12 protein-coding genes are annotated in these 14,515 nt (G+C 50.8%); 4 read left to right on the top strand and 8 right to left on the bottom strand.

Features of this window, described 5'->3' with window-relative positions:
- The first annotated feature begins 274 nt into the window (after positions 1 to 274).
- Together D9597_RS11585 and mdtD are read left to right on the top strand one after the other, a co-directional pair.
- Positions 275 to 967, top strand: a complete 693-nt coding sequence (locus D9597_RS11585; RefSeq protein WP_130222537.1) for a FadR/GntR family transcriptional regulator — start codon at positions 275 to 277, stop codon at positions 965 to 967.
- Positions 968 to 992: 25 nt separating this feature from the next.
- A complete protein-coding gene (gene mdtD, locus D9597_RS11580; protein ID WP_130222535.1) occupies positions 993 to 2,420 on the top strand; it encodes a multidrug transporter subunit MdtD in 1,428 nt (475 codons plus the stop codon).
- Here mdtD and rbsR read toward each other — a convergent pair.
- The 7 genes from rbsR to kup all read right to left on the bottom strand — a co-directional run bounded on the left by rbsR (position 2,386) and on the right by kup (position 10,291).
- Complete coding sequence (rbsR, locus tag D9597_RS11575) at positions 2,386 to 3,378, bottom strand: ribose operon transcriptional repressor RbsR (RefSeq protein ID WP_130215068.1); 993 nt, start codon at positions 3,376 to 3,378, stop codon at positions 2,386 to 2,388. The two genes, mdtD and rbsR, sit on opposite strands and share 35 nt — an antisense overlap.
- Positions 3,379 to 3,381: 3 nt before the next feature.
- Positions 3,382 to 4,311, bottom strand: coding sequence for a ribokinase (gene rbsK, locus D9597_RS11570; RefSeq protein WP_130222550.1), 930 nt, complete (start codon positions 4,309 to 4,311; stop codon positions 3,382 to 3,384).
- 125 nt (positions 4,312 to 4,436) lie between these two features.
- Positions 4,437 to 5,327 carry a ribose ABC transporter substrate-binding protein RbsB gene (gene rbsB / locus D9597_RS11565; protein WP_001056273.1) on the bottom strand — a complete coding sequence of 297 codons (891 nt, stop codon included), beginning with the start codon at positions 5,325 to 5,327 and terminating at the stop codon, positions 4,437 to 4,439.
- A 24-nt stretch (positions 5,328 to 5,351) separates the two neighbouring features.
- A complete protein-coding gene (gene rbsC / locus D9597_RS11560) occupies positions 5,352 to 6,317 on the bottom strand; it encodes a ribose ABC transporter permease (RefSeq protein WP_130222533.1) in 966 nt (321 codons plus the stop codon).
- A 4-nt stretch (positions 6,318 to 6,321) separates the two neighbouring features.
- Positions 6,322 to 7,827 carry a ribose ABC transporter ATP-binding protein RbsA gene (gene rbsA, locus D9597_RS11555; protein ID WP_130222531.1) on the bottom strand — a complete coding sequence of 502 codons (1,506 nt, stop codon included), beginning with the start codon at positions 7,825 to 7,827 and terminating at the stop codon, positions 6,322 to 6,324.
- A 7-nt stretch (positions 7,828 to 7,834) separates the two neighbouring features.
- Positions 7,835 to 8,254: a D-ribose pyranase gene (gene rbsD / locus D9597_RS11550; RefSeq protein WP_130206840.1), complete on the bottom strand. Its 420-nt coding sequence runs from the start codon at positions 8,252 to 8,254 to the stop codon at positions 7,835 to 7,837.
- A 168-nt stretch (positions 8,255 to 8,422) separates the two neighbouring features.
- The gene (gene kup, locus D9597_RS11545; protein ID WP_000102319.1) at positions 8,423 to 10,291 is read right to left on the bottom strand and encodes a low affinity potassium transporter Kup; all 1,869 of its coding nucleotides are present in this window, start codon (positions 10,289 to 10,291) and stop codon (positions 8,423 to 8,425) included.
- A 222-nt stretch (positions 10,292 to 10,513) separates the two neighbouring features.
- Here kup and ravA point away from each other — a divergent pair, with 222 nt between their 5' ends.
- Positions 10,514 to 12,010: an ATPase RavA gene (gene ravA / locus D9597_RS11540; protein ID WP_130222529.1), complete on the top strand. Its 1,497-nt coding sequence runs from the start codon at positions 10,514 to 10,516 to the stop codon at positions 12,008 to 12,010.
- Positions 12,004 to 13,455 carry an ATPase RavA stimulator ViaA gene (gene viaA / locus D9597_RS11535; RefSeq protein ID WP_130215076.1) on the top strand — a complete coding sequence of 484 codons (1,452 nt, stop codon included), beginning with the start codon at positions 12,004 to 12,006 and terminating at the stop codon, positions 13,453 to 13,455. The genes ravA and viaA overlap by 7 nt, the downstream gene beginning before the upstream one ends.
- Before the next feature lie 4 nt (positions 13,456 to 13,459).
- Here viaA and asnA read toward each other — a convergent pair whose 3' ends face one another.
- Complete coding sequence (gene asnA / locus D9597_RS11530) at positions 13,460 to 14,452, bottom strand: aspartate--ammonia ligase (RefSeq protein WP_130222527.1); 993 nt, start codon at positions 14,450 to 14,452, stop codon at positions 13,460 to 13,462.
- Positions 14,453 to 14,515 lie beyond the last annotated feature (63 nt).

Genomic DNA, 14,515 nt, shown 5'->3' with positions numbered 1-14,515 from the left:
TCAAGCATTTTTTTGCTTTTCTCTGCCGGAATTCTCAGGAGAATCCCGCTGACCCGGCGGCGTGTTTGCCGTTGTTCCGTGTCAGTGGTGGCGCATTATAGGGAGTTATTCTGAGCTGACAAGAGGAAATTTAAAATAATTTTCCGAATGCGCGTTTTTTCAGCAAAACACCTGTAAGCGTGCCATAAAACAAGCAATTTGCCGTTTTTGCAACCGCAATCACACTTCCAGGTGGCATACTAAAGAGGAATAAAAAGAAAAAGGAAGATAAGTAATGCCTTTAAGCGCACAACAGTTAGCTGCACAGAAAAACCTTTCATATGTTCTGGCTGAGAAGCTGGCACAACGAATCTTAAAAGGTGAATACGCACCTGGCACCATTTTGCCGGGTGAAATTGAACTGGGTGAGCAATTTGGTGTGAGTCGTACTGCGGTACGCGAAGCGGTCAAGACGTTAACGGCAAAGGGGATGGTTTTACCGCGTCCACGAATTGGTACTCGGGTCATGCCACAATCCAACTGGAACTTTCTTGATCAGGAATTACTCACCTGGTGGATGACAGAAGAGAACTTTCATCAGGTCATTGATCACTTTTTGGTTATGCGTATCTGTCTGGAGCCGCAAGCCTGTTTACTGGCTGCAACGGTAGGAACAGCAGAACAGAAGGCGCATCTCAACACGCTAATGGCCGAAATGGTCGCATTAAAAGATAACTTTCGCCGAGAACGTTGGGTTGAGGTCGATATGGCCTGGCATGAGCACATCTATGAAATGAGCGCCAATCCGTTTTTGACCTCTTTCGCTTCGCTATTCCATTCGGTTTATCACACTTACTTCACGTCAATAACCAGTGACACAGTGATAAAGCTGGATCTGCACCAGGCGATCGTCGATGCGATTATCCAAAGCGATGGCAACGCGGCATTTAAAGCTTGTCAGGCGCTACTACACACTCCGGATAAGTGATAATAACCAGACAAAGGGACATTGAATGAGCGAGAAAAAGAAGCGCAGTATGGCGGGTTTGCCATGGATTGCGGCGATGGCTTTCTTCATGCAGGCACTTGATGCCACCATCCTGAATACAGCCCTACCCGATATCGCTCATAGTCTTAATCGCTCCCCCCTCGCTATGCAATCGGCCATCATCAGTTACACGCTGACGGTGGCGATGCTTATTCCGGTCAGCGGATGGCTGGCCGATCGCTTCGGCACACGCCGCGTTTTCACCATTGCCGTTAGCTTGTTCACGTTGGGTTCTCTGGCCTGCGCACTCTCAAACTCGCTGCCACAACTGGTTGTCTTCCGTGTTATTCAGGGGATAGGCGGCGCAATGATGATGCCGGTCGCTCGCCTGGCGTTACTGCGCGCATACCCACGCAATGAACTCCTCCCGGTACTGAATTTTGTCGCCATGCCGGGTCTGGTAGGGCCGATTTTAGGGCCCGTTCTTGGGGGCATGTTAGTCACGTGGGCAACATGGCACTGGATCTTTTTAATCAATATTCCCATTGGTATTGCGGGCCTTCTTTACGCTCGCAAACATATGCCCAACTTCACCACAGCACGTCGAAAATTTGATATCACTGGTTTCTTACTGTTTGGTCTTAGCCTTGTGCTCTTCTCAAGTGGAATAGAGCTGTTTGGTGAGAAAATTGTTGAAACCTGGATTGCCTTGACGGTCATTGTGGCCAGCATAGTGTTACTGCTTCTCTATATTCTCCATGCGCGACGAACGCCAAACCCATTAATTTCATTAAACTTATTTAAAACCCGCACTTTCTCGATCGGTATCGTAGGCAATATTGCAACCCGTCTGGGGACCGGCTGTGTACCGTTCCTTATGCCATTGATGTTACAGGTAGGATTTGGTTATCAGGCGTTTATTGCCGGCTGCATGATGGCACCGATAGCGTTAGGCTCCATTATTGCGAAATCGATGGTTACGCAGGTTTTACGGCGTCTGGGCTATCGCCATACGTTAGTGGGAATTACGGTGATTATTGGTTTGATGATCGCCCAGTTATCATTGCAATCTCCGGCAATGGCGATCTGGATGCTAATTTTGCCGTTGTTTATTTTAGGGATGGCGATGTCAACGCAATTTACCGCGATGAATACCATAACACTTGCCGATCTGACCGATGACAACGCCAGCAGTGGTAACAGCGTCCTGGCGGTCACGCAACAGTTGTCGATCAGTTTAGGTGTAGCCGTTAGCGCAGCCGTTCTTCGCGTTTACGAAGGGATGGAAGGTACGACGATTGTTGAACAATTCCACTATACGTTTATTACGATGGGGATTATTACGGTTGCTTCAGCAGCGATGTTCATGCTCCTGAAGGCAACTGATGGTAATAATTTGATTAAACGCCAGCAAAAATCTAAGCCGAGCCGCGCGCCATCAGAATCGGAGTAAGTTGTAATCGTTGTTGCTGTAAGGTTGGCTGCGCCATTCGATGGATGAGTACATCAATCGCCAGCTCTCCCAATTCATCTTTCGGTTGATGGATAGTGGTGAGCGGTGGCGTCATATAACGTGCCAGTTCAATATCGTCATAACCAATCACCGCGATATCCTGCGGGACATGCAATCCAGCCTGGTACAACGCCTGGTAAACACCCACTGCCATTGCGTCATTTCCGGTAAAGACCGCCTGAGGACGCAGCGAATGTGATAACAGCTGTCGCATAGCGTCAAACCCGCCGTTAAATTCAAAATCGCCAGTCACTTCATAACCATCAGGAATGTCGAGGCCAGCACGTTTCATCGCCGCCCGATAACCTTCCAGTCGCAAACGTGCAGGCGTTTTATCCAGAGGTCCGGTAATACAGGCGATACGAGTATGACCTTTGTCGATCAGATATTGCGTCGCTAAATCTCCGCCCAGCAACGAGTTATCCTGAATGAGATCGCTGTCGCCATCGAACGGCGCCCAGTCCATCATCACGGTTGGCACTGTCGGATAACGTTGCATGATTTCACGCGAAGGCTGATGCGTTTCGGTGCACAGTAACAGCAAGCCATCAACACGCTTTTGCATCAACGTTTCCAGATTACGATTCATTCGCTGCTCATCGCCTTCGGTATTACAAAGGACAAGACTATAGCCGCGTTCGAAGCAACTGCGTTCAACACCACGCACCAGTTCAGAATAGAAAGGATTAGTACTGGCGGTGATCAACATGCCAATGGTATGTGTTTGATTAAGCTTGAGACTACGCGCCAGAGCTGATGGCGCGTAATTGAGTTCTTTAATCGCCGCTTCAACTTTGGCGGTAATCGCTTCACTGACGAAGCGATCTTTATTGATGACGTGAGAAACTGTTGAGGTAGAAACGCCCGCCAGGCGGGCAACATCTTTCATTGTAGCCAAACGTCACCTCTGCCTGTCTAAAAATGCGTCGATCTCTTCACGCCACGGTACGGAAGGTTGTGCGCCTTTACGTGTTACGGCAATCGCAGCTGCGGCATGGGCAAAACGAATCGCCTCTGGCAATGGTTTTTCTTCCAGCAACGCCGTGATTAACGCACCGTTAAAGGTATCTCCGGCAGCAATGGTATCGACAGCCTGCACCCGGAATCCAGGAACGCGCTGACCTTCACCATTCACGCTAGCCCATACACCACGACTTCCTAAAGTAATCAGTACAGTACGGATACCTTTTTCATGCAGTACCTGCGCCGCCTTCGCTGCATCTTCATCACTTTCAACACGAATACCGGTGAGCTTTTCTGCTTCCGTTTCGTTTGGCGTAATAATGTCCACCAGCGCCAACAGTTCGTCAGGAAGTTCGCGAGCCGGAGCCGGGTTAAGCGCAACGATAGTCTTATTTTGATGGGCGATTTTCGCCGCTGCCATCACACTTTCGAGTGGTGATTCCAGCTGCATTAATAATGCTGAGGCATTCGCAATACGCTCGCGTTGTGCTTCTACCAGCACAGGGGAAAGGGCAGCGTTAGCGCCGGAGTGAATACCGATGACGTTCTCGCCTTCACTATTAACAAAAATCAGCGCCACACCTGTTGATTCGCCTTTGATCACACTGACCGGAGAAATATCAATGTTATCAGTAGCGAGCTGCTGACGTACGCTCTCGCCAATACTGTCATCGCCCGTGCAGGCTATAAACGAGATATTCGCGCCGCTACGCCCTGCTGCCACCGCCTGATTCGCGCCTTTGCCGCCAAATGCGACTTGATAGTGGTTACCGGTTACGGTTTCGCCTGGAGTAGGAAAAGATTGAAGATTAAGGATATGGTCAGCATTAATGCTGCCAAGAACAACGAGGCTGCCTGCGTTTTGCATATTCGGGATGTCCATAAAATGCGCCACCGGGTTAGGGCGGCGCGTGCCCTGCTTTTCTTTATATTACACGTTCATCTGTCGATGACGTATTGATGCCACTATCAGGTTATAAAACCTGACTAAGACTACTGCTTAACAACCAGTTTCAGATCAACCGGATATTTCGCCTGAACTTTTTCGCCTTTCAGAACTTTGTCCGCGGTTTCGACACCTTTCGCGCCAATCTGATCGGGTAACTGAGCGATAGTCGCTGCCAGTTTGCCATCATTTACTGCTTTTTCGCCATCAGGTGTACCGTCAAATCCGACGACCATCACATCCGATTTACCAGCAGTTTGCAGCGCACGCAGTGCGCCCAGCGCCATTTCATCGTTCTGCGCAAACACTGCCTGCACATCCGGATGAGCGGTCAACAGGTTCTGCATTACGTTCAAACCTTTGGTACGGTCGAAGTCTGCCGGCTGGCTGGCAAGGACGTTAAATTTGTGAGCAGCAACAGCCTGCTGGAAGCCTTCGCCACGTTCACGGGCTGCGGATGTACCGGCAATGCCTTGCAGCTCGATAACTTTGGCACCTTCGCCCGCTTTCTTCGCGATGTAATCACCGGCGATTTTGCCGCCCAGTACGTTATCAGAAGCAATGTGGCTCACCACTTCGCCTTTCGTGGCCTGACGGTCAAGGGTGATAACCGGGATGTTCGCCTGGTTTGCCATCTTCACGGCGTTCCCCACCGCATCGGAGTCAGTCGGGTTAATCAGCAGAATTTTGGTGCCGCGAACGGTTAAGTCCTGCACGTTCGCCAGCTCTTTCGCCGGGTTGTTCTGGGAGTCCAGCACCACCAGGTTATAGCCGAGTTTATCCGCCTCTTTCTGCGCGCCATCTTTCAGCGATACAAAGAACGGGTTATTGAGTGTGGAAACCACCAGCGCAATGGTGTCTTTTGCCATTGCATTCGCACTAACGGTGGCGCTTAGCGCAACAGCAGAAACCAGGGTAGCCAGTTTTTTCATGTTCATATTCAAGATGTCCTGTAGTCGTTATTACTGCTTTTTGTTGTCTACCAGCACCGCCAGCAAAATCACCACAGCTTTGACGATCATCTGGTAATAGGAGGAAACACCTAACAAATTCAATCCATTATTAAGGAAGCCAAGAATTAATGCGCCGATCAACGTCCCAACAATGCGACCTTTTCCGCCCGCCAGGCTCGTACCGCCCAGAACCACTGCCGCAATAGCATCCAGCTCATAGCCAGTCCCCGCCGTGGGTTGTGCAGAGGAGAGACGCGCCACTTCAATGATCCCGGCCAGCGATGCCAGCAGACCACAAAGAGAATAGACGATGATTTTGATTTTATTGACGTTGATACCAGAAAGACGCGTTGCCGCTTCGTTGCCGCCCAGCGCATAGATGTAACGCCCCAGACGCGTGTGATGCAGCATGTACCAGGCCGCGAGGAAGACAATCCCCATGATCCAGACTGGCGTCGGTACGCCCAGCGGACGACCAATACCAAACCAGCCAAACAGATCGGCGTTCTCAGTAAAGCCGGTATTCACTGGGCTTCCGTTGGTATAAACCATGGTCACGCCGCGCAGTAAAAGCATCATAACCAGCGTAGCGATAAACGCCTGGACGCGACCTTTCGCTACAATCACCCCGGTTACCGCGCCAATTGCGGCACCTAATGCCAGTGCGGCAGCGACAGCCACCAGCGCATTGACTTCAATGCCGATGATAGACGCAGCAACTGCGCCAGTCAGCGCCAGCAGAGAACCGACGGACAGGTCGATGCCCGACGTCAGGATCACCAGCGTCATCCCGACCGCCATAATGGCGTTCACTGAGGTTTGCTGGAGAATATTGAATAAGTTATTGATGGTGAAAAAGTTCGGGCTTAACGTCGAGACAATCGCGATCAGCACCAGCAGAGCGATAAGCGATTTCTGCTCCATCAGCCACGCTTTCGTGAAATAACGGCGACCAGAGACAGTCTGGGTTGTCATTTTTTTACTCCTGATTCACGCGATTAAGCTTGCCCACAGCGGCAGCCATTAACACTTCCTGGGTGGCTTGCTCACGAGTAAATTCCCCGCTGAGATGCCCTTCATGCATGACGATGATGCGATCGCTCATGCCTAATACTTCTGGCATCTCTGATGACACCAGAATGATGCTCAAGCCATCGGCTTTGAACTGGTTAATCAGTTGATAGATCTCTTTTTTCGCGCCGACATCTACACCACGGGTAGGTTCATCAAGGATAAGTACTTTCGGGCGCGTCATCAGACCGCGGGCAATCGCCACTTTTTGCTGATTGCCACCGGAGAGCAGGCCAATTGCCTGTTCCATTGACGGCGTTTTCACATTGAACAGGCGAATAAAATCACTCACAGCCTGTTGTTCATCGGCATGCTTCAAACTGCCGCCAGTACGGCTGAAGTAGCGCAGCGCAGTCAGCGACATATTTTCTTTTACTGACATGCCCAAGACTAAACCGTCGCGTTTACGGTCTTCAGAGATATACACAATGCCGTTTGCCAGGCCATCCTGCGGTGAACGAGTAATAACTTCATGCCCATCCAGCGTGACATAACCGCTGGTGCGCGGCAGTGCGCCATAGAGCACTTTCATCAATTCGGTACGCCCCGCGCCCATCAAACCAGAGACGCCAAGGATTTCGCCATTGCGTAGGGTAAAAGAGACGTTGTTAACACCAGGTCCGCAGAGATTATCGACTTTCAGGCGGATATCTCCCGGCGCTTTGTCCAGGTGTGGATACTGCTCTTCCAGCTTGCGGCCCACCATCATCTCAATCAGCGAATCTTCGGTCAGTGATGCCACTTCACGCTCGGCAATAAATTGCCCGTCACGAAAAACGGTAACGTCATCGCAAATCTCGAAGATTTCTTTCATACGGTGGGAAATATAGACAATGCCGCGCCCTTGCGATTTCAGCTCGCGGATGACGCGGAACAGGGATTCGGTTTCGGTATCAGTCAGCGCATCAGTCGGTTCATCCATAATGATGACTTTCGACTCAAAGCTCAGCACTTTGGCGATTTCAACCATTTGCTGGTCACCGATGGAAAGATCGCCCACCAGCTTGTCGCTTTTAAAGCGCAGGTTAAGTTTAGCCAGCAATTTATCCGCTTCGGCATACATGGTTTTCCAGTCAATTTTGCCAAAGCGATTAACAAACTCACGGCCGAGGAAAATGTTTTCGGCAATGGTCAACTGCGGGATCAGGTTCAGCTCCTGGTGGATAATCCCAATCCCGGCTTCCTGGGAAGATTTCGGCCCGGTAAATGTCGTTTCTTTCCCCAGCCATAAAAGCGTACCGGCATCGCGAGTATAGATACCGGTAAGCACTTTCATCATGGTGGATTTACCCGCGCCGTTTTCGCCTACCAGCGCCATCACGCGGCCCGGATAGACATTTAACGCGGCGCCCGAGAGGGCTTTTACGCCCGGAAAGGCTTTATCAATGCCTTTAAGCTGTAGTAATGCTTCCATGACGACCTCAGAACGTCACGCCAGCACAGAGAATGATATTCGCATACGGAGAACATTCTCCGCTGCGAATTACCGCCTGACTTTCTGCGGTTAGTTGTTTGAATTGTTCATGCGTGGTGTAACGAATTTCAATGGTATTTCCCTGGTGTTGTTGCAGCTGCTCAAGGTGAGTGAGCAACGTTTCGTGGAGTTGCGGATTATGTTGTTTGATCTCTTCCGCGATAATGGCTGCCTCAACCTGCATTTCACTCGTAACAACTCCCAGTACCTGCATAAAAGAAGGTACGCCCTGGGTTAATGCCACATCGATACGCGTTGTACTTTTTGGGATGGGTAAACCCGCATCACACACCACCAGCGTATCGGTATGCCCCAGACGGGAGATCACCGACGAAATATCAGAATTAAGAACGGTGCCTTTTTTCATTTTTTTCTCCATCAGCGAAACGTTTCGCTGACCAGCAGTTTAATCCTGACTGAACAGAGAAAACCATCGCAACGTTACTGAAATGTGATCAACATCGAAACGTTTTACATCGTGATTAAGCATGAAAAACAAAAACGCCCCCTTTATGGAGAAAGGAGGCGTCTGGCGTTAGATTTCGACCTGAGTACCCAGTTCAATAACCCGGTTTGGTGGGATTTCAAACTGATCTGGTGCACGCAGTGCATTACGCTGCAACAGCAAGTACAGTTTGCCACGCAAACGTAAGTACCACGGGCGTTTGCCGAGGATCAACGACTCATGGGACATAAAGAAGGAGGTTTCCATCATCCGGCAACTTAACCCTTCCAGGCCACAGCGGTGGAAAACTTCTTCCACGTTTGGCGTTTCTCGCCAGCCGTAACTTGCCACCACGCGCCAGAAAGTGGGCGACAGTTGTTCAATCTGTACCCGACGGACGTTATGGACATATGGCGCGTCTTCGGTACGCAGAGTTAACAGAATCACCCGCTCATGCAATACCTTGTTATGTTTCAGGTTATGCATCAGCGCAAAGGGAATGACGTTGATTGCACGCGACATATACACCGCGGTTCCGGGAACGCGAACAGGCGGTGATTTCTCCAGCGAAGCAATCATCGCTTCCAGAGAATTACCATGTTCATGCATCCGTCGCAGCAGGCGGAAACGCTCGCTCTTCCAGGTGGTCATCACGATAAACATCACCGTACCGAGGCTCAATGGCAACCAGCCGCCGGAGAGCAGTTTATCGAGGTTAGCGGTGAACAATGGAATATCGACACAAAGGAAGGCTATCAGGATCAGCGCAACAAAATACTTATTCCAGTGCCAGTTCTGACGCGCCACGGTAGTCGAAAGAATAGACGTCAGCACCATGGTTCCGGTTACCGCAATCCCATACGCCGCCGCCAGGTTACTGGAGTGCTCAAAGCTGACAATCACAATCACGACCGCGACATAGAGCATCCAGTTCACAAACGGAATATAGATTTGCCCTGACTCCATTTCGGAGGTGTGAATAATGCGCATCGGCGAAAGATATCCCAGACGTACCGCCTGACGCGTCAATGAGAAAACGCCAGAGATAACTGCCTGCGAGGCAATCACCGTTGCCAGTGCAGCGATGATCAGCAGCGGGATCAGCGCCCAATCCGGTGCTAACAGGAAGAACGGGTTCTTAATCGCTTCCGGGTTCTTTAACAACAGCGCTCCCTGGCCGAAGTAATTAAGGGTTAAGGAAGGCAAGACGACAGTGAACCACGCCAGGCGAATCGGGAACTTACCAAAATGCCCCATATCGGCATACAGCGCCTCGACTCCGGTAATCGACAGCACCACCGCCCCTAATGCAATAAAAGAAACCGTTTTGTATTCAAGGAAGAAATGCACCGCCCACATCGGATTCAGTGCATGCAGCACTTCCGGGTTAGCAATAATGCTACGTAACCCCAGCCCTGCCAGAATCAAAAACCAGGTCAGCATGATCGGCGCAAACAGCTTACCGACCATAGCCGTGCCATGTTTTTGAATCATAAACAGTAAAGTAAGAACGATGATTGAGAGGGGAACTATCCAGGTATCCAGTTGCGGGGCGACGATTTCCAGACCTTCAATGGCAGACATCACCGAAATGGCGGGAGTAATGACGACTTCACCATAGAAAAAGCTGCCACCGATTAGCCCCATAATCACTAACATTGAAGTCGTTCGAGCCGACGTATTACGCCCGGCAAGCGACATCAACGTCAGAATACCCCCTTCTCCGGCGTTATCCGCGCGCATCACGAAGGTAAGATATTTGATGGAAACCACAAAGATTAGCAGCCAGAAGATCAGCGATAAAAAGCCAAACACGGCATCGCGTTCAACGCCAAAACCAAACTGGCCGGACAAACATTCACGAAGTGTATATAACGGGCTGGTACCAATATCGCCGTAGACAACTCCAATCGCCGCGAGGGTTATCGCGGGCAACGATTGCTTATTATCAGTGCTCATAGACTAGTCTTTCGTTGAAATATGAAATGTGTGCGTAGTCCCTTGGCCCACAAAAAAGCGCTCAGTATGCACGATTAACGGCAAAATCGTACTCCTAAATGCGGCCACATTAACCTGGCTCAAAGAAAAATATCCCTTCTTTGAGACTATTTTTGCCACCAGCAAGAAACGTCTATACTCGCAATTTACGCAGAACTTTTGACGAAAGGACGCCACTTCATTATGGCTCACCCTCATTTATTAGCGGAAAGAATTTCCCGCCTGAGCAGCGCGCTGGAAAAGGGGCTTTATGAACGTAGCCACGCCATCCGCCTGTGTTTGTTAGCGGCATTAAGTGGTGAAAGCGTTTTCCTGCTTGGCCCCCCAGGTATTGCTAAAAGTCTGATCGCCCGTCGCTTAAAATTCGCCTTCCAGAATGCGCGCGATTTTGAATATCTGATGACCCGCTTCTCCACCCCGGAAGAAGTTTTTGGCCCCCTTTCCATTCAGGCGTTAAAAGATGAGGGACGCTATGAACGCTTAACCAGCGGTTACCTGCCGGAAGCAGAAATCGTCTTTCTGGATGAAATCTGGAAAGCTGGCCCGGCAATTCTTAATACCCTGCTAACCGCTATTAACGAACGTCAATTCCGTAACGGTGCTCATGTCGAAAAAATCCCGATGCGCTTGCTCGTGGCGGCCTCCAACGAACTGCCGGAAGCAGACAGCAGTCTGGAAGCGTTATATGACCGCATGCTGATTCGTCTGTGGTTAGATAAAGTGCAGGATAAAGCAAATTTCCGCTCCATGCTGACCAGCCAACAAGATGAAAATAACAATCCGGTTCCTGCCGCCTTGCAGGTCACTGATGAAGAATATGAACGCTGGCAGAAAGAGATTAGTGAAATTACGCTGCCCGATCATGTATTTGAGCTGATTTTTATGCTGCGCCAGCAACTGGATAAATTACCGGATGCGCCTTACGTCTCCGATCGTCGCTGGAAAAAAGCGATCCGCTTATTGCAGGCCAGCGCTTTTTTTAGTGGCCGCAGTGCTGTTGCCCCGGTTGATCTTATCTTGCTGAAAGATTGCCTGTGGTATGACGCGCAAAGCCTGAATTTGATTCAACAACAAATTGATTTATTGATGACCGGTCATGCCTGGCAACAGCAAGGGATGTTGACCCGCCTGGGCGCGATTGTGCAACGTCGTCTGCAACTCCAGCAGCAACAAAGCGATAAAACAGCCTTAACGGTAATTCGTCTGGGCGGCATTTTCAGCCGTCGTCAGCAGTATCAGCTTCCTGTCAACGTTACTGATTCCAATCTGACTCTGCTGCTGCAAAAACCGTTAAAACTGCATGATATGGAAGTAGTTCATATCTCCTTTGAGCGTAGCGCGCTGGAACAGTGGCTGAGCAAAGGTGGTGAAATTCGTGGCAAACTGAACGGTATCGGCTTTGCCCAGAAACTGAATCTGGAGGTTGATAGCGCCCAACATCTGGTTGTACGCGATGTAAGTTTACAAGGCAGTATGCTGGCGCTCCCCGGTTCATCGGCTGAAGGTCTACCAGGTGAAATAAAACAACAGCTGGAAGAGCTTGAAAGCGACTGGCGTAAGCAACACGTTTTATTCAGCGAACAGCAAAAATGTCTGTTTATCCCTGGCGACTGGTTAGGTCGCATTGAAGCCAGCCTACAGGATGTCGGCGCCCAGATTCGCCAGGCGCAACAATGCTAACACTGGATACGCTCAATGTGATGCTGGCCGTCAGCGAAGAGGGATTGATCGAAGAGATGATCATCGCGCTGCTGGCCTCACCGCAGCTGGCGGTATTCTTTGAAAAATTCCCGCGCCTCAAGGCGGCAATCACCGATGATATTCCCCGCTGGCGTGAGGTGCTGCATAGCCGCCTGAAAGATGCGCGTGTCCCGCCGGAACTCACTGAAGAGGTCATGTGCTATCAGCAAAGCCAGCTTCTCTCCACGCCGCAGTTTATTGTGCAGCTACCCCAGATTCTGGACTTACTGCATCGTCTGAATTCCCCGTGGGCCGAACAAGCCCGACAGCTGGTTGATGCTAACAGCACTATCACTCCGTCATTGCATACGCTTTTTCTCCAGCGTTGGCGCTTAAGCCTGATTGTGCAAGCGACGACCCTGAATCAGCAGTTATTAGAAGAAGAACGCGAACAACTGTTGAGCGAAGTTCAGGAACGCATGACATTAAGCGGGCAGCTCGAACCTGTTCTGGCAGATAACAACACCGCAGCCGGTCGTCTGTGGGATATGAGCGCCGGTCAGCTTAAACGCGGCGACTATCAGTTGATTGTGAAATACGGGGAATTTCTTAACGAACAGCCGGAACTGAAACGTCTGGCGGAACAGCTGGGACGTTCGCGGGAGGCTAAATCAATACCCCGCAACGATGCGCAGATGGAAACCTTCCGCACCATGGTGCGCGAACCAGCAACCGTTCCTGAGCAGGTTGATGGCCTGCAACAAAGCGATGATATTTTACGCCTTCTGCCGCCGGAACTGGCGACACTGGGCATCACTGAACTGGAATATGAATTTTATCGTCGGCTGGTGGAAAAACAGTTGCTCACCTATCGTCTGCACGGTGAATCATGGCGTGAAAAAGTGATCGAACGCCCGGTGGTACATAAAGATTACGACGAACAACCGCGTGGACCGTTTATTGTCTGCGTAGATACTTCCGGCTCAATGGGCGGTTTTAATGAGCAGTGTGCGAAAGCGTTCTGCCTGGCCTTGATGCGCATAGCCCTCGCTGAAAATCGACGCTGCTATATTATGTTATTTTCCACCGAGATCGTCCGTTACGAGCTTTCAGGCCCACAAGGTCTTGAACAAGCGATCCGCTTTTTAAGTCAGCAGTTTCGTGGCGGCACCGATCTGGCCAGTTGTTTTCGCGCCATTATGGAACGCTTACAAAGTCGGGAATGGTTTGACGCTGATGCGGTGGTGATTTCTGATTTTATCGCCCAGCGGTTGCCTGACGATGTGACGAGTAAAGTGAAAGAGTTGCAGCGGGTACATCAACATCGCTTTCATGCCGTGGCGATGTCGGCACACGGCAAACCCGGCATCATGCGCATTTTCGATCATATCTGGCGCTTTGATACCGGGATGCGAAGCCGCCTGCTCAGACGCTGGCGGCGATAAACGATTACAGCAGAGAAGGGACGCTCTCGCGAACAGCTGCCGGCCATACACCACACTGAACCTGGCCGATATGCGGCAGTTGCAGCAGCAGCATAGTCAAACGAGACTGGCCGATACCGCCGCCGATGGTCTGCGGCATTTCACCACGCAGCAGCGCCTGATGCCATTCCAGCTGCAGACGATCTTCATCACCGGTCAGCGCCAGTTGATGCTTCAGTGTGTCGGCATCCACGCGGATCCCCATGGAAGAAAGCTCAAACGCATCTTCCAGTACCGGGTTCCATACCAGAATATCGCCGTTCAGACCCGCATGGCCCAGCTCTGACGGGGTGCTCCAGTCATCATAATCCGGTGCGCGCACGTCGTGGCGATGACCATCACTCAGCTTGCCACCAATCCCGACGAGGAATACCGCGCCAAGATCTTTCGCAATCGCCCGCTCACGCCCTTTGGCATCGAGATCCGGATAACGAGCCAGTAACTCCTGGCTGTGTACGAAGTGGATCTGATCCGGCAGGAACGCTGCCAGACCAAACTCTTCGCTAACAGCAGCTTCGGTTGCTTTAATTCCCGCCCAGATCGCCTCTACTGTGCTTTTCAGAGTGGAGAATTGACGCTCACCGTCGCCCATTACACGTTCCCAGTCCCACTGGTCAACATAGACCGAGTGCAGCGGGGAAAGACGGTCTTCATCGGGGCGAAGGGCTTTCATGTGCGTGTACAGCCCTTCGCCCACGCTGAAGTCGTGTTGCCCTAATGTCTGACGTTTCCACTTCGCCAGTGAATGAACCACTTCGAACTGGGCATCAGGCAGAGCTTTCACTTTTACCTGTACCGCTTTTTCACAGCCCGACAAGTTATCCTGCGTGCCATCCCCCACACGGCTAAGAATCGGCGCCTGGACTTCAATCAGCCCTAAGCGTTCTTCCAGTTGACGAGAAAAGTGAGATTTCACGAAGCTAATTTGACGTTGTTTGGCAATGTAAGCGGTTTTCATTTTTTATACTCCTGCGTCCTGTTGCTTATGATTAAGCAACAAAAACCGACACACATGCAATAA

The organism is Escherichia sp. E13S3 (genome assembly GCF_004212325.1).
GTDB lineage: Bacteria > Pseudomonadota > Gammaproteobacteria > Enterobacterales > Enterobacteriaceae > Escherichia.
This window is presented reverse-complemented; position numbering and strand designations above follow the sequence as displayed.

What these genes read in the sequence shown, in the direction of transcription:
- ravA (WP_130222529.1), top strand. Translation starts at nt 10,514, where the DNA reads ATGGCTCACCCTCATTTATTAGCGGAAAGAATTTCCCGCCTGAGCAGC.
- D9597_RS11585 (WP_130222537.1), top strand. Translation starts at nt 275, where the DNA reads ATGCCTTTAAGCGCACAACAGTTAGCTGCACAGAAAAACCTTTCATAT.
- rbsK (WP_130222550.1), bottom strand. Translation starts at nt 4,311, where the DNA reads ATGCAAAACGCAGGCAGCCTCGTTGTTCTTGGCAGCATTAATGCTGAC.
- rbsD (WP_130206840.1), bottom strand. Translation starts at nt 8,254, where the DNA reads ATGAAAAAAGGCACCGTTCTTAATTCTGATATTTCGTCGGTGATCTCC.
- viaA (WP_130215076.1), top strand. Translation starts at nt 12,004, where the DNA reads ATGCTAACACTGGATACGCTCAATGTGATGCTGGCCGTCAGCGAAGAG.
- kup (WP_000102319.1), bottom strand. Translation starts at nt 10,291, where the DNA reads ATGAGCACTGATAATAAGCAATCGTTGCCCGCGATAACCCTCGCGGCG.
- asnA (WP_130222527.1), bottom strand. Translation starts at nt 14,452, where the DNA reads ATGAAAACCGCTTACATTGCCAAACAACGTCAAATTAGCTTCGTGAAA.
- rbsA (WP_130222531.1), bottom strand. Translation starts at nt 7,827, where the DNA reads ATGGAAGCATTACTACAGCTTAAAGGCATTGATAAAGCCTTTCCGGGC.
- rbsC (WP_130222533.1), bottom strand. Translation starts at nt 6,317, where the DNA reads ATGACAACCCAGACTGTCTCTGGTCGCCGTTATTTCACGAAAGCGTGG.
- rbsB (WP_001056273.1), bottom strand. Translation starts at nt 5,327, where the DNA reads ATGAACATGAAAAAACTGGCTACCCTGGTTTCTGCTGTTGCGCTAAGC.
- mdtD (WP_130222535.1), top strand. Translation starts at nt 993, where the DNA reads ATGAGCGAGAAAAAGAAGCGCAGTATGGCGGGTTTGCCATGGATTGCG.